Here is a 23,696-nt window from a genome sequence, read left to right as displayed (position 1 = left end):
AGCCGGTGAAAATAAAGATGGAGGGTTACATATACATGCTGAAAAAAAGAATTATACGCATCGCATTACTGATCGTTATCATCACGGCCGCGCTGTCATTTGTGAAGCTGCCTTATTACATCACAGAACCCGGCGAAGCGACTGAGCTGAAACCTTTAATTAAAGTTGATAACGGCTATCCTGAAAAAGGGAGCTTTTCTTTAATGACAGTGAAAGTCGGCCCTGCAAATCCGCTTACATACATGTGGGCAAAAGTGCGCCCTTATCACGAAATTCTTCCGGAAGAAAATTTCAAACAAGAAGGCGAATCTGATCAGGAATATATGAAGCGCCAGCTGCAAATGATGAGAGATTCCCAGGAAAATGCGATGATCGCCGCTTATAAGCGGGCCGGAAAAGAAGTCAGCTACACGTTTAACGGCGTATATGCCATGACGGTCGTCAGCGGCATGCCTGCAGAAGGAAAAATACAAGTCGGAGACAAAATTAAAAAAGCTGACGGAAAAACGTTCCGTTCAGCGGAGAGCTTCGTCCGCTACATCGAATCAAAAAAAGCCGGAGACCCCGTGAAAATCGTAGTTGAACGGGATAAAGAAGAAAAAACATATGAGATGAAGCTGAAAACATTTAAAGAAGATCCGAAGAGAGCCGGGCTTGGCGTATCCCTCATCACAGACCGCAATGTCAAGGTGAAGCCGGAGGTCGATATGGACATTGAAAACATCGGCGGTCCTTCGGCGGGGCTGATGATGTCAATGGAGATCTATAATCAGCTGACAAAAGAAGACGAGACGAAAGGACACCATATTGCGGGAACCGGAACGATCGATGACGAAGGCAAAGTCGGTCCGATCGGCGGCATCAGCCAGAAAGTCGTTGCCGCAGATAAGGCGGGAGCCGACATCTTTTTTGCTCCGAACGAAGGCGGAAAAAAAGGATCTAACTACGAAGAAGCGGTCAAAACGGCAAAAGATATTAAAACCGATATGAAAATCGTCCCTGTCGACACGATGGATGATGCGATTCATTATTTGGAAGATAAAGTGAAAACCGCCTGATGAGCAACATCAGGCGGTTTTATTTGCGCAAAAATATCCGGCTGTCTTCGTCATATCTGATCGGCGAAAGGGAATATTCCTGCTCTGTCAGCATCGTCCGCCCCGGCTCTTTGAGCGGGGCGCTGTATACTTGACCCGCTTTTATGTCGAGCTGAAGGGAAGGGTGGGAAAAAGATCCCGTCTTTGTAATAAGGGGTACGCTCAAGCTTTTTTTCTTTTCCGCTAAATAGGCCTGTCCTTTTTTTGTCATGCCGAGAAGTCTGATGTATGCCGGATACGGTTCGCTTAACATGCGCTTGACGTCGGCTTTCTTCGTTTTTGTGAGGATATGGGTGTTCATGCGCTGCAGCCTTGTCCATGTATAGCGCTTCGTTTTCAAAAGCTCCATGTATTCCTTAAATGAGCCTGCTTTTCGGATCGCTTTTTTGGCGCGGTGCTCAAGTCCTTCTTCCACTTCATAAATCCCTTTCAGCTCTTCTGTATCCATTGTATGGAGGCTGTATTTCAAAAAGGGGAAATAATCTTCGGGCGAGTGCCACATGCCGAAAGTCCGGGCGTATTCATCAAGCTCGTCGATCGATGGCTTTGGAAGGTAGAAGCGGCTGTTCGCGAGGCTTCCCATTTCAAAGATCGATTTGCGTATGCTTGTGGCGCTTGCGATTCGGTCCGCTTCCGGGAAGGCCGAATCGTGATAGCCCGAGGATCGGCGCTTGACGGTTTCAGGCTTCATGCTCAATTGCTTTTGCACGATGGCTTTCACATAATGGAATCCGAGTATGTTGTTCGGCTTTGAAAGGTCAACAATGTTTCTGCCGTCTCCGGTTACAGCCCGGAACGCCTTTGCCATCGCTTGCGGGTAGCTCAGCCCAAACGCTATTTGTTTTTTTGCTTCTTCGTTGAGCCCGTCTTCGTGCTCTATCGTATGTGCGGCTGTATTGAGAAACGCCTCAATATCGCCGTGCTCGCTTCCGAACAACAAAGAAGCACACCCTAACTCATTTAAAATCGCGACGGCGCCTTCAGCAAACGTTTCCGCTTTTTGAACGGCGAATATGTAAGGGAGTTCAACGACGACATCGGCATAAGATGCGAGCGCCATTTTCGTTCGCGCCCACTTTGAGACGATGGCGGGTTCGCCGCGCTGCAAAAAGGAGCCGCTCATAACGGCAACTGCCACTTCGCTCCGCGTTTCTGATTTTGCTTCCTTTATATGATATAAATGTCCGTTATGAAAAGGGTTGTATTCCACAACAAGGCCGACCGCTTTCATTTTTTCACCTCTCTTGCATCTCTTGAAATAGTTATGATACATTTACACATGGAATGTCCAGACGCCTCGCGAAAACAGCGTTTTTTCTAAGTGTATGAATTGTTGTTCACGATGTCAACGAATGAAAAGCGCAGGCGCATATCTGTAAAGAAAAAATATTGACAAAAAACATGATGAAAGCTATAATCATGTTTGTTGCTCACTCAGAGGTGATACAATGAAATGGACGATACATCAGCTGAATCAAATGCCGAAGAAAGACTTTGAATTTGATGAAACAGTTGATTTAAGCGAACTCTCTCAAAGCTCGGAAATACGCAGCATTTCACCGGTGCGGGTGAAGGGGCGCGCGGAATTCCGCTCAAAGCAGGCTGCATTTGATTTTACCATTTCAGGCGAGATGATCTTGCCTTGCTCAAGAACGCTTGTTGATGTTCGTTATCCATTCAGTATTTCTACAAAAGAACTGTTTATATTTCATAAGACCGAGGAATTGGAAGATGAAGACGTCCATATTGTTGAGGATGACCTCATCGACTTGACTCCGGTCGTGAAAGAAGAAATCCTTCTTGAGATCCCTATGCAAATCTTTTGTGAGTCTGTTCAAAAAGAAGAAGGTGCTCCGCAGGAGGGCAAGGATTGGCAGGTCATTACAGAAGATGACCGGAAAAACCGGATCGATCCGAGACTTGCCGGACTCGAGAAGCTCTTAAAACAAGATGATGAATCTTAACGCTCTTTAAGGAGGTGGGAATAATGGCTGTACCTTTTAGAAGAACTTCTAAAACGAAAAAAAGACTTCGTCGTACACACTTTAAATTGCAAGTGCCTGGTATGGTAGAATGCCCAAACTGTGGTGAGATGAAACTTTCACACCGCGTCTGCAAAGCATGTGGATCATACAAAGGAAAAGACGTAAAAAGCAACTAATCGTCAACAATGAAAAACACAAGACTTCAGGTCTTGTGTTTTTTTTATTCCCTTCATCCTTTTATTTCCTGTAAAGAAAATAGTCTATCTACTCTATCAGCCGCATATGTATGAGGTAAATTCATAAAGTCATGGAGGGGGATAACATTTGACGATTACAAGGCAGGATGCATGGACACAGGATGAAGATATATTGCTGGCTGAGGTTGTTTTAAGGCACATTCGGGAAGGCGGCACACAGCTTTCAGCCTTTGAAGAAGTGGGCAAGGCTTTAAGCAGAACGGCCGCTGCCTGCGGATTCCGCTGGAATTCCTTTGTCAGAAAGCAATACCAATCAGGTATTGAACTGGCAAAAAAGCAGCGTAAAGAGCTGCGCAAAAAAATAGGCGTCCATTCTGCGAATCTTCCTGGATCTGTCAAAACGGTTTCCGGGAGCAATGCGGAAAATCTGACGCTCGATGATGTTATTCAATACCTTGAAAAGCTGAAAGAAGCCCCTGTTCAAAAAGACTTTATAGATGAGAAGAAAAAGCTCGCTGAAGAAATCAATGAGCTGAAACAAGAAGTTGAAAAGCTGCGAAGCGAAAATCAATCGCTGAAAAAACGGCTTGAATTGACGGAAGAGGACTATAAAGCCTTGATTGAAATCATGGAGAGAGCCCGAAAAATGGTCGTTCTTCAGGAAGGCGAACGAAACAAAAAGGTGAAGCTCCAGCCGGAGCCGAATGAAAATCTCGAGCCACTTGAAAAATAGAAAACCGGCCATCCGCTTTCGGCCGGCTTTTTTCATTTAGGCTGATTCAGAACTTTGATTTGGTTCGCTCGCAGGATGCCAAACGAGCGGATTTTCCCCTTTATCCCGGGCCATATCGTATTTAACCGGTGTAAAGCCCATCTTGCTCCAAAAATCGGATGATTTGACACGCGGGCTTGTGCGAATCGGGAGTCCGAATGATTTGGCGAACTCCACCAGCATCGTACCGTAGCCGTTGCGCTGATACCCCGGCAAAACTTCAAGCTTCCAGAGCTCGAGGTAATCCTGGCCTTCTTCAAAGTATTGGTTGGTTTTTCCATCCGCTTTATACAGGCTCATTCTTGCGACGAGCCGATCCCCGTAATAGATGCCGTAAAAAGGTGAATTGCTGTCGTTTTCAATCATGTTGCTTTCAAGGTCCTCCAGCATGGAAAGCTCTTGAATCCCGTACTCCCTGAACTTTTTAAATTCTTCAAGCGTTTTGTAATTGATCAGCAAACGTTCGACTTTGACCATTATGTTACCCCCTTGTTTGTGGTCTACTTCTATTGTAAACGCTTTTTTCAAAAAATCCAAATGATAAAAATTTTCTAATATAATGAAGCGAAATGGTTCTGAATATTTGAAACAACTTACAAGTCAACGGCGAACATTTCTGCTATGATATACAGTATATGAAAAAATCAGGGTGTGAGCATGTGAAAATCGGAGTCATCGGAGGAGGCTCGGTCGGCCTCCTTTTTGCATACTATTTTTCATTCGGCCATGAAGTGACGGTGATCGCTCGGAGAAAGGAACAGGCTGAAGCGATTGAAGAAAAGGGAATCCGCCTTCTTGAAGACGAACAAGAGATGATCAGGAACGTCAGAGGCAGGACTGAACTTGATCCTGACTGCGATCTTCTTTTTGTTGCCGTAAAGGAGCATCAGCTCGGAGGCGTTCTGCCGGAACTGGAACAGGCCGCGCCTCGTGATATCATGTTCCTGCAAAATGGAATGGCCCATATTCCCGTGCTTGATAAATGGCAGACGGGCCACCGCATTTATACGGGATCTGTGGAACACGGCGCAGTCAGGGTGGATGACCGCACATTCCGGCACACGGGAAAAGGGGCCGTAAAATGGAGCGCGTTCCGAAGCCCATCCGCCTCCCGGCTGAAAAAAGAGCTCGCTTCAGTTCATGAAGCGTTCCCTTTTATTTGGTGCGAAGACTGGTATAAGACCCTCGCTGGAAAATTGATTGTCAATGCGTGCATCAATCCGCTGACGGCTCTTTTGCGGGTGGAAAACGGCGCACTGCTTGAAGAGCCGATGTATGAGGCCTATATGAAGCTCGTCTTTGAAGAAGCGAGCCGGATTTTGAAACTTGAAGACCGCCAAGCAGCATGGGACCATGTTCTTTCCGTTTGCCGCCGGACAAAAAGCAACACGTCTTCGATGCTTGCCGATGTGCTGGCCGGAAGAAAAACGGAAGCCGATGCGATCATGGGCTATTTGCTGAAGCGGGCAAAAGAGTCAGAGGAGTCTGCTCCGCACCTTACCTTTTTATATCGCAGTATCAAGGCGCTTGAAAACGAATGGAGCTAAATCTTTTGACCGAATCGCGGAACGTGCTATACTCGTTTCGGAAAGCTAACTATTTACTGGAGAAAGGAAGTTCTAAAGATGCAGCTTACTGAACTTTCCATACAAAGTCAAAACCCTTTTGTTCGAGACTATATAAATGGAAAAAAGGAGATAGAGCCGTTTTTCGATTACGGCCTGAGCAATGAAAGTTGGAGTGTCCGTTTGGATGACCTTTCCTCCCGGACGTATGACCGCGATGCTTTAGCTGACTATTTGCTCGACTATCACAGCAAATTTCAATCGGCAAGCATGAATGAAACAATCGAACGGCTTCGCGATCCGAAAAGCGTCGTCGTTGTCGGAGGGCAGCAGGCCGGCCTTTTAACAGGTCCTCTTTACACTATACATAAAATCGTATCGATCCTTGTATTTGCAAAGCAAAAAGAACAAGAGCTGAACGTTCCGGTCATTCCGGTATTCTGGGTTGCGGGGGAAGACCACGATCTGGAAGAAATCAATCACGTCTACATTTCTGACGGGGGCAAGGTGAAAAAGCACAAGCTCCCGCAGTCTCACTGGAAAAAAAGCCAGGCGTCAAAAACGGCGCTCGATGCCGAAAAAGCTGAAAAGTGGCTGGACGGGATTTTTGCCTCATTTGAAGAAACGGAGTATACGAATGATCTTCTCAGCCATTTGCGCCGATGTTTAAGGCAGTCTCTTTCCTTCACCGATTTTTTCGAATATCTTGTTGCCGGCATGTTTGAACAAGACGGACTGATCCTTCTGAATTCCGGCGACCCGGGCATCAGAGCCCTTGAAGCGCGTTTTTTCCGGCAGCTGCTGAACAGAAACGACGAGCTGACCGATTCTGTCAAACGGCAGCAGGAATTCATGCAACAACTGGGCTACCCACCGATTATCGAAGGAGCCGCACAGCATGCGAACCTTTTTTATGAGCACGACGGCGAGCGCTTTTTAATCGAAAAAGAAAACGGGGCGTTTTTTATAAAAGAGCTTCACCTTCAGTGGTCTGAAGCAGAGCTTTGCGATTTGATCTGCCAAAAGCCGGAAGCGTTCAGCAATAATGTCGTAACAAGGCCGCTCATGCAGGAATACCTTCTTCCGACATTGGCGTTCATCGCCGGTCCCGGAGAGATCAATTATTGGGGCGAGCTGAAAGGCGCTTTTCAGGTTATGGGCTATAAAATGCCGCCTGTCATACCGAGGCTTCAGGTTACATTCCTTGAGCGGCACATCGAAAAAAAGCTGGGCGAGCGGGGAATCGAACTCCGTGAATCGATTGAAAAGGGAGCCCGCGCCAAAAAAGAGCAGTATTTTGAAGATAAGGTTCCGAGCGGTTTTACCGATTCGGTCAAACAGGCGAAAGAAAAAATCGAAAACATCCATTCCGCTGTGCGCGCTGAAGCCCTCGAAATCGATGGGAGCCTCGGCCCCCTTTTAGAAAAAAACTCAGGCTTCATTCAAGACCAGCTCGAATTTTTGGAGAAAACGGTTATTAAAAGGATTGAAGAAAGAGAAAACTACATTTTGCGTGATTTTGACAAAATTCAAACGAGCATCAAGCCTTTAGACGCTCCGCAGGAGAGAATTTGGAACATCGTGTATTATTTGAACAAATACGGTCCGAATTTCTTGGAAAAATACAAGGATTTGCCATATTCATTTCAAAACATGCATCAAGTTGTCAAACTTTGAAATAATTTTTTAAAAAACCCTGAGTAGTTCAGGGTTTTTTTTTGTTCTAAAACAGTGTAAAATAAATTTGTGGAGAGAAGTGGTGGATAGTGGTGAGTTGAGGAACGAAAGTGGGGGCCGAGATCATGTTTATGGGTGAATACCAGCATACGATTGATTCAAAAGGCCGCATGATCGTTCCGGCGAAATTCAGAGAAGGCCTCGGCGAGCAGTTCGTTCTGACGCGCGGGCTTGATCAGTGCCTGTTTGGCTACCCGATGTCCGAATGGAAACTCATCGAAGAAAAACTGAAGGCTCTTCCTCTTACGAAGAAAGATGCACGCGCTTTTACCCGCTTTTTTTTCTCCGGAGCCACCGAATGCGAATTGGACAAGCAGGGCCGGATCAACATTGCATCACCGCTTTTAAATTATGCAAAGCTTGAGAAGGAATGCGTGGTCATCGGAGTTTCAAATCGAATTGAATTGTGGAGCAAAGAGATTTGGGAACAATACGTAGAAGAGCAGGAAGATTCATTTGCCGAAATAGCTGAAAACATGATCGGATTTGATATATAATGAATCTTTGCGCATGCGGCGCTTCTGCAATCAGTTCATTTGAATAAAGGTGGGACTAGTAAAGAAATGTTTGAGCATACAACAGTATTATTAAAAGAAACAGTTGACGGTTTAAATGTAAAAGAAGACGGTACATATGTAGACTGTACATTAGGCGGTGCCGGTCACAGCGAATATTTGCTTTCACAGCTGTCTGAAAAAGGAAAGCTGGTCGCTTTTGACCAGGATGAAACCGCACTCCGCCACGCGAAGGAAAAACTGGCGGATCATGAAGGACAAGTCGTTTTCATAAAAAGCAATTTTCGGTATTTAAAAGACCGTCTAAACGAAATCGGCATCACGAAAGTGGACGGTGTTTTATTTGATTTAGGCGTCTCATCTCCTCAGCTGGATACACCTGAAAGGGGCTTCAGCTATCATCATGATGCACCTCTTGATATGCGAATGGACCTGTCGGCGGGCCTTTCGGCAAAGGAAGTCATCAATGAATGGCCTTATGAGGATCTCGTGAAAATCTTCTTTAAATACGGAGAAGAGAAGTTCAGCAAGCAAATCGCCAGGAAAATCGAAAAAGCAAGAGAACAATCGGCTATTGAAACAACAGGCCAGCTTGTCGATATCATCAAAGAGGCGATTCCCGCACCGGCAAGAAGAAGCGGCGGGCATCCGGCTAAACGGATCTTCCAGGCGATTCGAATTGCGGTAAACGATGAATTGAGAGTGTTTGAAGAAGCGCTTTTACAGGCGATTGAGGTACTGAAGCCGGGCGGAAGGGTATCGGTCATCACGTTCCACTCGCTGGAAGACCGGATCTGCAAATCGACATTTAAAGAGATGTCATCGCCTCCTGAACTGCCTCACGGACTGCCCGTGATCCCCAAGGAGTTTGAACCGAAATTAAAGTTAGTCAACAGAAAGCCGATCACAGCTTCTGAAGAGGAGCTTGAACACAATAACCGTGCGCGCTCAGCGAAGCTGCGCATCGCGGAAAAAGCACGAGAGTGAGCTGTACGAATTAAAAGGAGGTCATCAGTCTATGAGCAATTTGGCTTATAAAGTAGAAAAACAGCAACGACAGACAAACAGTGCAGAACAATCCGTTATCATCCGGAGAAGAGCATCGATAACGCTTGGGGAAAAGGTACTGATTGTGCTTTTTGCCCTGGCTGTACTCAGCGCTTCACTTTTTATGATTTCAAAGGCTTTTGCCGCGTATCAGACCAATATTGAAATTCAAAAGCTCGAAAAGAAGGTTGAAACGGAAAGCAGCAGAGTTGGTGACCTCGAAAAAGAAGCCGATATGCTGAAAGAGCCGGACCGTATCATGGACATCGCCCGGAAAAAAGGCCTTAAATTAGGTGATAAAAAAGTGAAAGACATACAGGAATGATGCACAATGCCGAAAAAAAATAAATTCATGAACAGAGGAGCGGCAATACTCAGTATTTGTTTTGCCCTCTTTTTCTTTGTTATCGTAGGACGATTTGCGTTTATTCAAGCGACGGGAAAAGTGAACGGCGAAGTTCTTGCACAGAAGGCGAACGAACAGTATGAGAAAAAGCGGACGATCGAAGCCCACCGGGGATCGATCCTTGACCGGAACGGAAAAGTGCTTGCCGAAGACACTTCGACATACAAGCTCGTCGCGATTATGAGCAAAAAGATGGAACCTCAATACGTGAAAAACAAGCAGCTGACGGCTGAGAAGCTTGCGCCGATTCTCGGTATGGATGAGGGGAAAGTGCTCGATATTCTCAATAAAAAAGGAGCGTTTCAGGTTGAATTCGGATCGGCGGGGCAGGATTTGACATATGCCCAAAAAGAAAAAATCGAAAAGCTGAAGCTGCCTGGCATCGTGTTCACCCGCGATACGAAGCGCTACTATCCAAACGGAATCTTCGCTTCCAATCTCATCGGCTATTCGCAGATCAACGCAAAAACAGGTGAAATGCAAGGCATGATGGGCCTTGAAAAAACGCTCAACGATTATTTGAAAGAAACGGACGGATACATGACGTACGACACCGACAGAACGGGCTGGCGCCTGCCGAACAGCAACGAAAATATTAAAGCGCCAAACAACGGAGACAACGTGTATTTGACGATCGATCAAAAAATCCAGGCGTTTTTGGAAGACAGCATGACGACCGTCCAAAAAGAATACAAGCCGAAGAAGATTATGGCGGCGGTCGTTGATCCGAAAACGGGCAAAGTGCTCGCGATGGGGCAAAGGCCGAGCTTCAACCCGAACGTGCGCGATGTCACGAACTATTACAACGACCTTGTCTCCTACAGCTTTGAGCCAGGCTCGACGATGAAGATTTTCACATTGGCGGCAGCCATCCAAGAAGGCGTATATAATGGAGGAGAACAATACAAGTCTGGATCATATTCGGTGTCTAAAAAAGATAAGCCGATTAAAGACCATAATGGCGGCAACGGCTGGGGCCCGATCACATTTAATGAAGGTGTTGAACGCTCCTCAAACGTCGCGTTTGCGATCCTTGCCAATGATAAACTCGGCACAGACCGCTTCAATCAATATTTGCGGAAGTTCCATTTTTACGACAAAACGGGCATCGACCTGCCTGGAGAAGCGAACAGCAAAATCAATTTTGAATATTTGCGTGATAAAGTATCAACTGCCTTTGGTCAAAGTTCAGCGGTCACGCCGATCCAGCAGCTTCAGGCCGCGACAGCGATCGCGAATAACGGAAAAATGATGAAGCCTTATGTCATCGATCATGTCGTTGATTCTGACAAAAACAAAACGATTTATCAAAATAAACCGGAAAAAGTCGGACAGCCGATCTCTGCCAAAACGGCAAAAGAAGTGCGCGACCTGTTGGGAAAAGTCGTCACATCTGATAAAGGGACGGGGAAGCCGTACAAGATCGAAGGATTTGATGTCGCCGGAAAAACCGGTACGGCGCAAATTGCCGGAGAAGACGGCAGATATTTGACCGGCCGCGAAAACTACGTGTTCTCCTTCATGGGCATGGCGCCGAAGGACGATCCGCAGCTTCTCGTTTATGTAGCCGTACAGCAGCCGCAATTAAAGGCTACGGAAACAGGTTCTGCTCCGGTATCAAAAATTTTCAATCCGGTGATGAAAAACAGTCTTCACTATTTAAATATCACACCGACAGAGACCAAAAAAGAAGAAAAGCAGGAAGAAAAACAGCTGGAAATGCCTGATTTCACCGGCAAACGAGCCAAATCCGCCGAAAAAGAGGCGCAAAACAGCAGCCTTGTTCCGGTTACGATCGGCGATGGCTTGGCTGTGAAAGAACAGTACCCGAAAGCGGGAGAAGCCGTCCTGCCGAATCAGAGGGTCTTCCTGAAGGCCGACGGGAAAATCACACTGCCTGATATGACGGGCTGGTCAAAGCGTGACGCTCTCCGCTTCGGCGCCATGGCAGGCATTCATATCGAAACGAGCGGCCAGGGTTATGTGAAAAGCCAAAATGTAAAAGCAGGCAAAGAATTAAAAGCCAACTCGGTCGTAAAAGTCAGATTGAAAAACGAATAGATCCCGTCTAAAAGGCTATCGGCTCAGAGTCGATAGCCTTCCGTTTGGGCGCGGCGCCTCCTGAGCATATAAAAATAAGGGCCGTTCTATCAAAACGCTCCAAGGCATAAAATGAAACAAGCCTAAATAAGGAGTGAACGGTCTCTTGCGCGTTTCCAATGTAACGGTCAGAAAACGTTTAATATTCGTTCTGCTTTTTGGTGTGATCATCTTTTTGATTATTGATACAAGGCTCGGATACGTTCAGTTCGTTCTGGGGGATAAACTGACGACATTAGCTAAAGATTCGTGGAGCCGGAACCTTCCTTTTGAGCCGGAAAGGGGCGAAATATTGGACAGGAACGGCGTCAAGCTGGCGACAAACCAAAGCGCGCCATCGGTTTTGGTTGTACCGAGGCAGGTTGAAAATCCGATCAAAACGAGCAAACTGCTGGCCAGCGTGTTGAATATGTCGGAAGAAAAAGCGTACAAACATGTCACGAAAAAAACGTCAATTGAAAGGATTAATCCCGAGGGCCGGAAAATTTCCCATGAGAAAGCAAAAGAAGTCAGAGATCTCAACTTGAAAGGCGTATACATTGCAGAAGATTCGATCCGCCATTACCCGTTCGGCAGCTATCTGTCCCATGTGCTCGGATTCGCGGGCATTGACAACCAGGGTCTGCTTGGCCTCGAAGCTTTTTATGACAAAGAGTTGAAAGGTGAAAAGGGCTATGTGAAATTTTATTCTGATGCAAAAGGCAAGAGGATGCCGGGGGAGGCGGATGACTATACACCGCCGAAAGACGGGCTTGATATGAAGCTGACGATTGATTCAAAGGTGCAGACGATTATGGAGCGGGAGTTTGATATCGCAGAAGCGAAGTATAACCCGGACGGAATGGTCGGTGTTGCGATGAACCCGAAAAACGGGGAGATATTGGCGATGGTCAGCCGGCCGGACTTTGACCCCGCAAACTACAAATCAATCGATCCTAAAGTCTATAATCGGAACTTGCCTGTATGGAGCACATATGAGCCCGGTTCGACTTTTAAAATCATCACGCTTGCCGCAGCTTTGGAAGAGAACAAAGTCAACCTCCAAAAAGATCACTTCTATGATAAGGGTTCCGTTGAAGTGGACGGCGCAAGGCTGAAATGCTGGAAGCGCGGCGGACACGGCGCACAATCGTTTCTTGAAGTCGTCCAAAATTCGTGCAACCCGGGATTTGTTGAGCTTGGTCAGCGGCTCGGCAAAGAAAAACTGTTCAGCTACATTAAAAATTTCGGCTTCGGACAAAAAACCGGGATCGATCTACAAGGCGAAGGAACGGGCATCTTATTCCCGCTTGACCGCGTCGGTCCTGTAGAGCAGGCGACAACCGCTTTCGGCCAGGGGGTATCGGTGACACCGATCCAGCAGGTCGCAGCTGTTTCTGCAGCTGTCAACGGCGGAACGCTGTATACGCCGTATATTGCCAAAGAGTGGATTGATCCCGTAACAAAACAAACAGTGAAAAAACAGACGCCGATCGCCAAAAGAAAAGTGATTTCTGAAGAGGCATCGAAACAGATCCGGTACGCGCTGGAGAGCGTTGTCGCCCAGGGGACGGGGCGGAACGCTTTTGTCGACGGCTACCGGGTGGGCGGCAAAACCGGTACGGCGCAAAAAGTCAAGGACGGGAAATATTTAAAAAACAATCACATCGTCTCGTTTATCGGAACGGCTCCTTCAGATGATCCGAGCATCGTCGTTTACGTCGCCGTCGACAATCCGAAAGGCACGATTCAATTCGGGGGTACAGTTGCAGCGCCGATCGTCGGAAACATCATGAGAGACAGCCTTCCACAGCTCGGCGTTAAGAAGCGGAAAGATCAGATTGAACGCAAATATCAATGGCTGGACAAAAAGCTGATCGAGGTCCCGAACCTTATAGGGCTTTCCGTGACAGAGCTTGAACCATTGCTGATCAACCTCAGGCTGAAAGCTTCCGGAAAAGGCGATGTCGTCGTTCAGCAGTCCCCTAAGCCGGGCGAAAAAGTAAAAGAAGGATCGACCATTCGCATTTACCTTGACAATAAAGACGGAGCCTCTGATTAATTCGGATCATGATAAGGAGCGGCAACCGGCTGATGTCCGGGGGCCGTTCCTCCTAAAAAATATATAGATTTTAAAGGATTAGCTGGATGTATCCTCTTTTTTACGCTAAAATATGAACTGTATGTCTGCATGCAGCTCGTGCGGTTAATCAACGCAGGAACATATGACAACGAATGAAGAATGATTAGACTTGAGAGGTTTGATACGATGAAATTAACAAAGCTTCTTACATATTTAAAAAATGCACCTTCCTATGCCGGCCAAGAAGACCCTGATATAACTTCAATTGAGATGGACTCCAGGGAAGTCAAGACAGGGAGTCTTTTTGTTTGTATAAAAGGCTATACAGTCGACGGGCATGACTACGCCCGGCAAGCCGCTGAAAAAGGGGCTGCCGCTATCGTGGCGGAAAGGGAAGTTGACGCCGATGTGCCGGTGATCATCGTCCGCCATACGAAGAGAGCGCTTGCCGTGCTGTCGGACGCCTTTTACGGACAGCCGACGAAGCAGCTGAAGCTGATCGGCATTACAGGCACAAACGGCAAGACATCGACTTCTCACATGGTGGAGGAGATCTTTAGAAAAGCCGGGAGCCGCACAGGACTGATCGGCACGATGTACACGAAAATCCATGACGAAACGTTCGATGCAAAAAATACGACGCCGGAAAGCGTCACACTTCAAAAAACGTTTAGAAAAATGGTTGATCAGGATGTGGATACAGCCGTCATGGAAGTGTCTTCACACGCTCTCCACATGGGCCGGGTCCACGGGTGTGATTACGATATCGCCGCATTTACGAACCTGACTCAGGACCACCTTGACTACCACCGGACAATGGAAGAATATAAACATGCGAAAAGTCTGCTTTTCTCTCAGCTCGGCGGATCTTTTAACCACGATACACCGAAGTGGGCCGTGCTGAATGCGGATGACCCTGCTTCAGCGTATTTCGCCCAAGTGACGTCAGCACACCTTTTGACATACGGAATTCAAAACGATGCCGATGTCATGGCTGAAAATATCAAAATGGCTCCGAAAGGGACAACCTTTGATCTGGTGACGCCCAAAGGTACTGCACAAGTAACGATTCCGCTTGTCGGCCTCTTTAACGTCTACAATGTTTTAACGGCCGCGGGGATCGCACTAGCAGCGGATATCCCGTTTGCCACGATCACAGAAGGAATTGAAGGGCTGAAAGGCGTCAGAGGAAGATTTGAGCTTGTGGACGCCGGCCAGGACTTTCCGGTAATCGTCGACTATGCCCATACTCCTGACAGCCTCGAAAATGTCTTGAACACGTGCAGAGGCTTAACGGAAGGAAAGCTGTTTGTCGTCGTCGGCTGCGGAGGGGACCGCGATAAGACGAAGCGTCCGAAAATGGCGAAAATTGCCGTTGACCTTGCCGATGAACCGGTCTTTACAGCCGATAATCCGAGAAGCGAAGACCCGCTCGCCATTTTAAACGATATGGAGGAAGGCGTAAAAGGGGCTTACTATCACAGCATCGTCAACCGTGAGCAGGCGATCTTTTTTGCCATTGCAAACGCCAAAAAAGGCGATGTCGTCCTGATCGCAGGCAAAGGCCATGAAACCTATCAGCAGATCGGCGGTCAAACCTTTGATTTTGATGATGCTGAGGTGGCCAAAAGAGCCATTCTTGAGCTGAAATAACCGAAAAAGAACTACAGGAAAGAGTTGTTGAAATGATGGATGAAATAAATCAACATATGAAAAAAAACAGTGAATATGATAAATGCGTATGCTGCTACTTATATCACGCGGAAAGGAGAGAAGAACGATGCTCGAACAAGTAATTTTATTTACCATTATCATGGGCTTTTTAATCAGCGTTCTTTTATCTCCGATTTTCATTCCGTTTTTAAGAAGGCTGAAATTCGGGCAGAGCATCCGTGAGGAAGGTCCGAAATCCCATCAGAAAAAATCGGGAACGCCGACGATGGGCGGCGTCATGATCATATTGTCGATTATCGCGACGACCATTGTCATGACAATGAAATTTTCCGAAGTCAGCATGAACATGATCCTTCTCTTGTTTGTTACGGTTGGATACGGCTTGCTCGGCTTTTTGGATGATTATATTAAAGTCGTGATGAAGCGCAACCTTGGACTCACATCCAAACAAAAACTGATCGGCCAAATCGTGATTGCTCTGGTATTCTATGCCGTCTACCACTTCCAAGGGCTGCCGACTGACATCCGCATTCCGGGAACAGAGCTGTCATTTGATTTCGGCTGGATTTATCCGGTGCTCGTCATCTTTATGCTTGTCGGCGGTTCAAATGCTGTCAACCTGACTGACGGGCTTGACGGGCTGTTGTCTGGTACTGCTGCCATCGCGTTCGGTGCGTTTGCAATTTTGGCATGGAACCAGTCGCAATACGATGTCGCCATTTTCGCGGTTGCTGTTGTCGGAGCGGTGTTGGGATTTCTTGTGTTTAACGCGCACCCCGCGAAAGTCTTTATGGGAGATACAGGATCGCTTGCCCTCGGAGGGGCGATTGTGACGATCGCGATTTTAACGAAACTGGAAATCCTGCTTGTCATCATCGGCGGCGTATTCGTCATTGAAACGCTGTCCGTCATTTTGCAGGTCATTTCATTTAAAACGACCGGCAAACGAATTTTCAAAATGAGCCCTCTTCACCATCATTACGAACTTGTCGGATGGTCTGAGTGGAGAGTTGTCGTCACTTTTTGGACAGCGGGACTTCTGCTTGCCGTCTTAGGAATTTACATCGAGGTGTGGTTATAAGTGGATACTCAAGATTTATTGCAAAATCAAAATGTGCTCGTACTGGGGCTGGCGAAAAGCGGATATGCTGCCGCTTCGATCCTTCATGAAAAAGGCGTAAAGGTTGTCGTGAATGACCAGCTGCCTTTTGAGGAGAATGAACCTGCGCGGATTCTCGCGGAAAAAGGGGTGGAAGTCGTCTGCGGCTCTCATCCGACGGAACTGTTTGATCTTCATTCGATCGACATTCTGATTAAAAATCCGGGCATCCGCTATGAAAACGTGATGGTCGAAGAAGCGCTGAAGCGGGGCATACCGGTCTGGACGGAGGTTGAACTTGCCTATCATCTGACAGATGCTCCGTTCATCGGCATTACCGGTTCAAACGGAAAGACGACAACGACAACGCTTGTTTATGAAATGCTGAAAGCCGATTCGAAAAAAGCGCTCGTTGCTGGTAATATCGGCACGGCGGCAAGCGAAGTGGCCAATCAGGCCGGCGGAGACGAATGGATCGTGACAGAGCTGTCGAGTTTTCAGCTCATGGGGACTTATCAATTCAGACCGAAAATCGGATTGTTATTAAACGTATTTGATGCCCATCTCGATTATCACCATTCCCGCCAAAATTATGAGCTTGCCAAACAGCAGGTCTATCGAAATCAATCGGAAACAGACGTTGCCGTTGTCAATTTGGACGATGAGACAGTCGTACGGCTTGCCGAGTGTTCAAAAGCGGAGAAGGTGTATTTTTCGGTCCGCCGGACACTTGAGCGCGGAGCGTGCGTGAAAGACGGCGTGATCATGTTTAACGGTGAACCGGTCATGCCGCTTGAAGACGTCGTTTTGCCGGGAGAGCACAATTTGGAGAACATTTTGGCCGCCCTTTGCATTGTTAAAACCGCAGGCGTCTCCGATGAGGCCGTCCGCAAGGTGCTGACGAGCTTTACCGGTGTAAAGCACAGGATGCAATACGTCGCGACGATCAAAAACAGACTGTTTTACAATGACAGCAAAGCGACAAACATTCTTGCGACCAAAAAAGCGCTGTCCGCCTTTCAAAAGCCGGTCATTTTGCTGGCAGGGGGGCTTGACCGCGGAAATGAATTCGATGAACTAAAGCCGCATATGTCTTTTGTCAAAGCGGTGATCACATTCGGCAAGACCGCACCGAAGTTTGAGAAGCTGGCCGAAGAAATGGGAATACAACAGGTTAAACGTGTCGATAATGTTGAACAAGCAGCAACTGCGGCGTTCAGCCTGTCAGACGAAGGAGATGTCATTCTTCTGTCCCCGGCCTGTGCAAGCTGGGATCAGTACAAAACATTTGAAGAACGTGGTGACATGTTTGTAAACGCCGTGCATATGCTTAAATAAGGGCTTGTCTCGTAAAGATAGCCCTAAGAATTAGAGCTTGGGGTGTTCGGCTTTGCAAACAAAAAAAACGTCACCGGATTTTTTGCTGGTTATCATTACGCTATTGCTTTTAACAATTGGACTGATTATGGTATACAGCGCCAGTGCAGTATGGGCGACTTACAAATACGACGACTCCTTTTTCTTTGCGAAACGGCAGCTTTTATTTGCCGGCATCGGGGTCATCGCCATGTTTTTCATCATGAATGTCGACTACTGGACGTGGAGAACTTATGCGAAAATACTGATCATAGTATGTTTCTTTCTGCTCATCATCGTCCTTGTTCCCGGGATCGGCATGGAACGGAACGGGTCGAGGAGCTGGATCGGAGTCGGCGCTTTCAGCATTCAGCCGTCCGAGTTTATGAAGCTCGCGATGATCGCATTTTTGGCCAAGTTTTTATCTGAAAAGCAAAAGAATATTACATCGTTTAGAAAAGGCTTTGTGCCGGCGCTGGGTATTGTCTTTTCAGCTTTTTTGATCATCATGATGCAGCCTGACCTTGGAACAGGAACCGTAATGGTCGGCACATGCATCATTATGATCTTCGTCGCGGGTGCGAGAATTTCACACTTCGTTTTTCTCGGTCTTCTGGGTCTGAGCGGCTTTGTCGGCCTTGTGCTGTCGGCGCCGTACCGGATCAAAAGGATCACTTCATACTTGAACCCTTGGGAGGACCCTTTGGGGAGCGGCTTTCAAATCATTCAGTCTCTTTATGCGGTGGGGCCCGGCGGGCTGTTCGGCCTCGGCCTCGGCCAGAGCAGGCAAAAGTTTTTTTATCTGCCTGAGCCGCAGACAGATTTTATTTTCGCGATTTTATCAGAGGAGCTCGGCTTTATCGGCGGATCGCTGATTCTTTTGCTCTTCAGCGTTCTATTATGGAGAGGCATCAGAATCGCGCTCGGTGCGCCCGATTTATACGGCAGTTTTGTCGCCGTCGGCGTCATTTCGATGATAGCGATTCAGGTTATGATCAATATTGGCGTCGTGACCGGCCTGATTCCTGTTACAGGCATCACGCTTCCGTTTTTAAGTTATGGCGGTTCATCACTGACCTTGATGCTTATGGCGGTCGGCGTGCTGCTGAATGTCAGCAGGTATTCTAGATACTAGATTTTGGCGATAACCCTGTTGCGAGATAGCAGGGTTATCGGCGTGTACATAAGGAATAAGGGGGAGAACAGATGCGGATTGTTGTTAGCGGAGGCGGAACGGGCGGCCATATTTATCCCGCCCTTGCGTTTATTAAAGAAGTGAAACGGCATCATGAAGATGTTGAGTTTTTATATATCGGAACCGAAAAAGGCCTGGAGAAAAATATCGTCGAGCGGGAAGGGATCCCTTTCAAGGCGATTGAAATTACGGGTTTTAAAAGAAAGCTGTCATTTGAAAACGTCAAAACCGTCATGCGTTTTTTAAAGGGTGTAAAAGAATGCAAAAAAGAATTAAAACGGTTTAAGCCCGACGCGGTGATCGGCACGGGCGGCTACGTGTGCGGACCCGTGGTATACGCCGCTTCAAAACTGGGGATTCCGACGATTATCCACGAACAAAACAGCCTTCCCGGACTCACCAATAAGTTTTTATCCAAATATGTTGATAAGGTAGCCATTTGTTTTGATGAAGCGAAACCGCATTTTCCTGCAGAAAAAGTTGTTTTTACAGGAAACCCGAGGGCGTCTGAAGTCGTCTCTATAAAAGGGGGCCGTTCCATGACCACTTTGGGCCTTTCAGAAGGCAAAAAAACGGTCCTTATTTTCGGAGGCAGCCGCGGTGCCACTCCGATCAATGAAGCGGTTATCGCGATGCAAAACGAATTAAAAAAGCGGGATTACCAGGTTCTTTATGTCACAGGGGAAGTTCACTATGATAAAGTAACAGCTGCGCTTAAAAAAGAAGGCCCCGCTCCGAATATGGTCGTTCAGCCATTTCTCCATCAAATGCCCGAGTACTTAAAAGAGTTCGAAGTCGTCGTGGCACGTGCGGGAGCAACGACAATAGCGGAAATCACCGCGCTCGGTATTCCAAGCGTATTGATTCCGAGTCCGTACGTTACGGCCAACCACCAGGAAGTGAACGCACGCTCACTAGGAGAGCAGAACGCCGCTGTCGTTTTAAAAGAATCAGAGCTTAATGGAGACCGCTTAATTCAGGCGATCGATCATATTTTACAAGACGAAAAGACGCTGCAAGAGATGAAGAGCCGCGCGAAGTCGCTTGGCGTGCCGGACGCGGCCGAACGCTTGTACAATGTGCTGAAAGAACTGAAACATCATGCAAAATGATAAGACAGAAGGATTTTGGAGGTTTTCGATGGATAAGGTGATACAAGAATTAAAAGAACTTGAAGTCGGCAAAGTTCTGGAAAACGAGCCGCTCAGCAACCATACTACGATTAAAATCGGAGGACCGGCTGACGTGCTGGTGGTTCCGAAAAACATTCAAGCTGTCAAAGATACGATGAAGGTGATCAAGAAGCACGGCGTCAAGTGGACGGCCATCGGCAGAGGCTCGAATCTTCTTGTCCTTGATGAAGGGATAAGAGGCGTTGTCATCAAGCTCGGACAGGGGCTTGACCATATGGAAATCGACGGCGAGCAAGTAACGGTCGGCGGCGGCTACTCTGTCGTAAGGCTTGCGACAGGCATCAGCAAAAAAGGGCTTTCCGGCCTCGAGTTTGCCGCGGGCATTCCGGGTTCGGTCGGCGGAGCGGTTTACATGAATGCCGGAGCCCACGGTTCTGATATCAGCAGGGTATTGGTGAAAGCATTGATCCTGTTTGAAGACGGAACGATCGATTGGCTGACGAATGAAGAGATGGCGTTCAGCTACCGCACGTCCATCCTGCAAAACGAGCGGCCGGGCATATGTCTTGAAGCCGTTCTCCAGCTGGAGCAAAAAGAACGCGATGAGATCGTTGCGCAAATGCAGAAAAACAAAGACTACCGAAAAGAAACGCAGCCTGTGTCCAACCCTTGCGCAGGGAGCATCTTCAGAAACCCGCTGCCTGAACATGCGGGCCGGCTAGTAGATGAGGCTGGTTTGAAAGGCCATCAGATCGGCGGGGCAAAGGTTTCAGAGATGCACGGCAATTTTATCGTCAACGCAGGCGGCGCAACAGCACAAGACGTCCTGGATTTGATTGCATTCATTCAAAAAACGATTAAAGAAAAATACGATATCGACATGCACACTGAGGTCGAAATTATCGGAGAAAAACGGTAAACGGCCTCTCTACTTCAGATCGCCTTATGATATAATGTATGAAACAAACAAGCAAACGGCATCCTAGTATGTCGTTTGTTTCGCTAAATGGAAGCTTTTTAGCTTGCCCCGTGCTTTCATATGTCGAAAAGCGCGTCATTTTTCCGAACAAAAATAAGCAAATAAAAGTCTTTTTGTCTGCTTTATTAACCTGAGGTGAGCCTACGTGAAACCCGGTATTGATAAAGAAAAAGTAGTGAATATAGAAGAACGGATTCCCAAAATCAAAGAACAGCGAAAGCAAAAGGCAAACCGCCGGCTGATCACCTTTATTCTGCTCTTTTTCACGATGATGCTGATCATCATTTACCTGCAGACGCCGATCAGCAAAGTTTCGACGGTAGAGATCAAAGGAAACAAAAACGTTTCAAAAGACCAGATCATTTCCCTGTCTTCGATCCATAAAGGACAGACGGAATTCTGGAGTCTGAGCAAGCAAAAGGCCGCAGAAAAGATCGAGCAGAATAAATTGATCAAAAAAGCCGAAATCTCTAAACAGCTGCCCAACAAAATCGCCATCTCCATCGAAGAGTATAAAAGCATTGCGTTTTTGCAAAAACACAATGTGTACTACTCCGTGCTTGAAAACGGCACGGTGCTTCCTGAAGAGGTGACGCCGACTGACATCGGACCGACCCTTAATAACTGGGAGGAAGACGAAAAGCTCGTTCAAATGGCAAAACAGCTGAACAAGCTTTCCGATTCCGTGAAAAAATCGATTTCCGAGATTAACTATACGCCTCAAAAATCAAATCCTTGGCTGATCAGACTGTATATGAACGACGGCTATATCGTGACGGCTTCGCTGAAAACGTTCGGACAGAAAATGAACAGCTATCCGGCGATCGTAAAAGAGCTGCCGAAAGGGGAAAAAGGCATTATCCATATGGAAGTCGCGACTTATTTTGAACCTCTGAAAAAAACGGATGAAAGCAAAAAGGGAGACGGAAATTGAAGAGGCACACAGTCAATCTTTCACTCGCCATGCTTGTCCTCGGATTCCTGCTGTCTTTCTCCTATCAATTCGCCAGGGAAAACAAAGACCATGAAGAAACAGCTGAAAATTGGAAAGAGGAGTATTCCTTGCGCGACCGGCTGATTTCCCAGGAAAAGCAAAATAAGAAGCTGGAACAGGAGCTTTACAAAAAACAGCAGGAAGTACAGAAAACAGAGACGGCTTTGAAAAAGGAAAAAAAAGAGTATTACAATATTGTTGAAGATGTTGAAAGGTACAGAATGTTCGTCGGGGAAATCGGCGTTCAGGGCGAAGGAATCAAGGTGACGCTGAAAGACGCTTCTTACATACCGGAAGGTGAGAATGTCAACAACTATATCGTACATGAAAGCCACATATTCCGCCTGCTCAATGAGCTGTGGATTTCCGGGGCGGCCGCGGTGTCGATCAACGGACAGCGTGTGACACATCATTCTTACATATCGTGCAACGGTCCTGTCATCACGGTTGACGGCAACCAGTATCCCGCGCCGTTTGTCATTTCGGCCATCGGGGATCCGGATGTGCTGATGCCGGCGCTGAACATTGCAGGAGGGCTTGTGGACCAGCTGAGCCGCGATCATATTTCAGTCAGCATCGAAAAACAAGACCAAATCGAGATGGAGCCCCTTTTAAAGCAGGGGGAATGAACGTTGAAAAGTTGGTGGGCGGACGTTGAAGAAAAATAATCGTTTCATCAGTTTGAGCATCCTGATGCTCATTTTCGGAATTATGCTGTCCGTGCAGTTCAATTCGCTGAAAGCGCCGAAAGTCCGCGATACGCGGGACATTTGGGACCTCAGGGAGGATCTGAAGAAAGAACAGAAAAAACAGCTTGAGCTGATCAGCGAAATTGACAAATATGAAAAAATGCTGAACACATACAGTCATCAAGAAGAAACCTCGCGGACAAAAGCGTTGAATGAAACGCTTCAAAACTTAAAAAAACAGGCCGGCTTCACAGATGTTACAGGGAACGGAATCATCATCACCATTTCTCAGCTTTTCTCGGAAGAACTCACGGGAGAATCCATTCAAAATCCGCCGCCAGACCTTCTGAAAAAGCTGATTAATGAACTGAATATGTATGAAGCGGAAGAAATATCGATCAATGACAGAAGGGTTGTCAACACGACGGTGATCAGGGATATCAACGGAACAACCAAAATCGACGGATATCCTTTGGACAACTATCCGATAACGGTAAAAGTCATCGGCAAAAACGCCGATAAACTATATAGCCGAATGAATGCTTCATCCCTGCAGGATCTGTTCGCGGGAGAAAATCTGGATTTGCAAATCAAAAGGCCTGAAAAACAAATCAAAATCAAAGCTTACGAAGGTTCAATGCAAGTTGCGCCATTGAAACCGCTCGAGAAATCAAAAGGAGAGAATTCCTAATGTGGCTTCCGGTTTTAGGGCTTTTGCTCGGAATTACAATCGGGTTCAGCACGAACTTCACCATTCCGGATGAATACTCAAATTATTTGTCCCTGGCGATTCTTGCATCCCTTGATACTTTGATCGGGGGAATAAGGGCCCATTTGGAAAGTGTATACGATGAACTAGTTTTTGTGACGGGCTTTTTCTTCAATATTATTCTCGCCATAAGTTTGGCTTTTCTGGGCGTTCATCTTGGTGTAGACTTGTATTTAGTCGGTATGTTTGCATTTGGCGTGAGGCTTTTTCAAAACATCGCGGTCATCAGAAGAATACTGCTCGCCAAATGGACGGCCTCGAGGAGAAAAAATTAAAAAAAATCGGATTTAAAAGAGGATATACATAGGATATCACGAATATTCAC

Annotated in this window: 23 protein-coding genes; 21 read left to right on the top strand and 2 right to left on the bottom strand. The window is 46.9% G+C overall.

Features of this window, described 5'->3' with window-relative positions; genetic code table 11:
- Positions 1-35 precede the first annotated feature (35 nt).
- Positions 36-1,058 (top strand): SepM family pheromone-processing serine protease, encoded by a 1,023-nt coding sequence (locus M1E06_RS13230; protein ID WP_020451287.1) that lies wholly within the window; start codon positions 36-38, stop codon positions 1,056-1,058.
- Positions 1,059-1,077: 19 nt separating this feature from the next.
- Here the strand turns inward: M1E06_RS13230 and M1E06_RS13225 are convergent, their stop codons facing one another.
- Positions 1,078-2,328, bottom strand: a complete 1,251-nt coding sequence (locus M1E06_RS13225; RefSeq protein ID WP_020451288.1) for a nucleotidyltransferase — start codon at positions 2,326-2,328, stop codon at positions 1,078-1,080.
- Between the two features lie 217 nt (positions 2,329-2,545).
- On the opposite strand from M1E06_RS13225, the gene M1E06_RS13220 reads away from it, so the two are divergent.
- The 3 genes from M1E06_RS13220 to gerR all read left to right on the top strand — a co-directional run bounded on the left by M1E06_RS13220 (position 2,546) and on the right by gerR (position 4,012).
- Positions 2,546-3,061 (top strand): YceD family protein, encoded by a 516-nt coding sequence (locus tag M1E06_RS13220; RefSeq protein ID WP_020451289.1) that lies wholly within the window; start codon positions 2,546-2,548, stop codon positions 3,059-3,061.
- Between the two features lie 23 nt (positions 3,062-3,084).
- Positions 3,085-3,258 (top strand): 50S ribosomal protein L32, encoded by a 174-nt coding sequence (gene rpmF, locus M1E06_RS13215; protein ID WP_003181522.1) that lies wholly within the window; start codon positions 3,085-3,087, stop codon positions 3,256-3,258.
- 148 nt (positions 3,259-3,406) lie between these two features.
- Positions 3,407-4,012, top strand: coding sequence for a sporulation-specific transcriptional regulator GerR (gene gerR / locus M1E06_RS13210; protein WP_020451290.1), 606 nt, complete (start codon positions 3,407-3,409; stop codon positions 4,010-4,012).
- 36 nt (positions 4,013-4,048) lie between these two features.
- Here gerR and M1E06_RS13205 read toward each other — a convergent pair whose 3' ends face one another.
- A complete protein-coding gene (locus M1E06_RS13205) occupies positions 4,049-4,528 on the bottom strand; it encodes an N-acetyltransferase (protein WP_020451291.1) in 480 nt (159 codons plus the stop codon).
- 182 nt (positions 4,529-4,710) lie between these two features.
- Here M1E06_RS13205 and M1E06_RS13200 point away from each other — a divergent pair, with 182 nt between their 5' ends.
- The 17 genes from M1E06_RS13200 to M1E06_RS13120 all read left to right on the top strand — a co-directional run bounded on the left by M1E06_RS13200 (position 4,711) and on the right by M1E06_RS13120 (position 23,646).
- Positions 4,711-5,598, top strand: a complete 888-nt coding sequence (locus M1E06_RS13200) for a 2-dehydropantoate 2-reductase (RefSeq protein ID WP_026579764.1) — start codon at positions 4,711-4,713, stop codon at positions 5,596-5,598.
- Positions 5,599-5,676: 78 nt separating this feature from the next.
- Complete coding sequence (bshC, locus tag M1E06_RS13195; RefSeq protein ID WP_456270550.1) at positions 5,677-7,293, top strand: bacillithiol biosynthesis cysteine-adding enzyme BshC; 1,617 nt, start codon at positions 5,677-5,679, stop codon at positions 7,291-7,293.
- Positions 7,294-7,418: 125 nt separating this feature from the next.
- The gene (gene mraZ, locus M1E06_RS13190) at positions 7,419-7,850 is read left to right on the top strand and encodes a division/cell wall cluster transcriptional repressor MraZ (protein WP_009328555.1); all 432 of its coding nucleotides are present in this window, start codon (positions 7,419-7,421) and stop codon (positions 7,848-7,850) included.
- A 66-nt stretch (positions 7,851-7,916) separates the two neighbouring features.
- Positions 7,917-8,855 (top strand): 16S rRNA (cytosine(1402)-N(4))-methyltransferase RsmH, encoded by a 939-nt coding sequence (gene rsmH, locus M1E06_RS13185; protein ID WP_020451294.1) that lies wholly within the window; start codon positions 7,917-7,919, stop codon positions 8,853-8,855.
- 31 nt (positions 8,856-8,886) lie between these two features.
- Complete coding sequence (gene ftsL, locus M1E06_RS13180) at positions 8,887-9,240, top strand: cell division protein FtsL (RefSeq protein WP_020451295.1); 354 nt, start codon at positions 8,887-8,889, stop codon at positions 9,238-9,240.
- A 6-nt stretch (positions 9,241-9,246) separates the two neighbouring features.
- Complete coding sequence (locus M1E06_RS13175; protein WP_456270551.1) at positions 9,247-11,382, top strand: penicillin-binding protein; 2,136 nt, start codon at positions 9,247-9,249, stop codon at positions 11,380-11,382.
- A gap of 145 nt (positions 11,383-11,527) precedes the next feature.
- On the top strand, positions 11,528-13,462 hold the full coding sequence (locus M1E06_RS13170; RefSeq protein WP_020451297.1) for a stage V sporulation protein D: 1,935 nt from the start codon (positions 11,528-11,530) through the stop codon (positions 13,460-13,462).
- A gap of 207 nt (positions 13,463-13,669) precedes the next feature.
- The gene (locus M1E06_RS13165; protein WP_020451298.1) at positions 13,670-15,136 is read left to right on the top strand and encodes a UDP-N-acetylmuramoyl-L-alanyl-D-glutamate--2,6-diaminopimelate ligase; all 1,467 of its coding nucleotides are present in this window, start codon (positions 13,670-13,672) and stop codon (positions 15,134-15,136) included.
- 127 nt (positions 15,137-15,263) lie between these two features.
- The gene (mraY, locus tag M1E06_RS13160; RefSeq protein ID WP_020451299.1) at positions 15,264-16,238 is read left to right on the top strand and encodes a phospho-N-acetylmuramoyl-pentapeptide-transferase; all 975 of its coding nucleotides are present in this window, start codon (positions 15,264-15,266) and stop codon (positions 16,236-16,238) included.
- Entirely contained in the window at positions 16,239-17,594 is a 1,356-nt protein-coding gene (gene murD / locus M1E06_RS13155; RefSeq protein WP_048350611.1) for a UDP-N-acetylmuramoyl-L-alanine--D-glutamate ligase, read from the top strand.
- 52 nt (positions 17,595-17,646) lie between these two features.
- Positions 17,647-18,747, top strand: coding sequence for a stage V sporulation protein E (gene spoVE, locus M1E06_RS13150; RefSeq protein ID WP_020451301.1), 1,101 nt, complete (start codon positions 17,647-17,649; stop codon positions 18,745-18,747).
- A 71-nt stretch (positions 18,748-18,818) separates the two neighbouring features.
- Positions 18,819-19,919 carry an undecaprenyldiphospho-muramoylpentapeptide beta-N-acetylglucosaminyltransferase gene (gene murG, locus M1E06_RS13145; protein WP_020451302.1) on the top strand — a complete coding sequence of 367 codons (1,101 nt, stop codon included), beginning with the start codon at positions 18,819-18,821 and terminating at the stop codon, positions 19,917-19,919.
- Between the two features lie 28 nt (positions 19,920-19,947).
- On the top strand, positions 19,948-20,859 hold the full coding sequence (murB, locus tag M1E06_RS13140) for a UDP-N-acetylmuramate dehydrogenase (protein ID WP_020451303.1): 912 nt from the start codon (positions 19,948-19,950) through the stop codon (positions 20,857-20,859).
- A gap of 205 nt (positions 20,860-21,064) precedes the next feature.
- Positions 21,065-21,853: a cell division protein FtsQ/DivIB gene (locus M1E06_RS13135; RefSeq protein WP_020451304.1), complete on the top strand. Its 789-nt coding sequence runs from the start codon at positions 21,065-21,067 to the stop codon at positions 21,851-21,853.
- A 29-nt stretch (positions 21,854-21,882) separates the two neighbouring features.
- On the top strand, positions 21,883-22,542 hold the full coding sequence (locus M1E06_RS13130) for a DUF881 domain-containing protein (RefSeq protein WP_371268716.1): 660 nt from the start codon (positions 21,883-21,885) through the stop codon (positions 22,540-22,542).
- 25 nt (positions 22,543-22,567) lie between these two features.
- Complete coding sequence (locus M1E06_RS13125) at positions 22,568-23,293, top strand: DUF881 domain-containing protein (RefSeq protein ID WP_020451306.1); 726 nt, start codon at positions 22,568-22,570, stop codon at positions 23,291-23,293.
- Positions 23,293-23,646 carry a small basic family protein gene (locus tag M1E06_RS13120; RefSeq protein ID WP_003181559.1) on the top strand — a complete coding sequence of 118 codons (354 nt, stop codon included), beginning with the start codon at positions 23,293-23,295 and terminating at the stop codon, positions 23,644-23,646. The genes M1E06_RS13125 and M1E06_RS13120 overlap by 1 nt, the downstream gene beginning before the upstream one ends.
- Positions 23,647-23,696 lie beyond the last annotated feature (50 nt).

The sequence above is a fragment of the Bacillus sp. AK124 genome (genome assembly GCF_053903085.1).
This window is presented reverse-complemented; position numbering and strand designations above follow the sequence as displayed.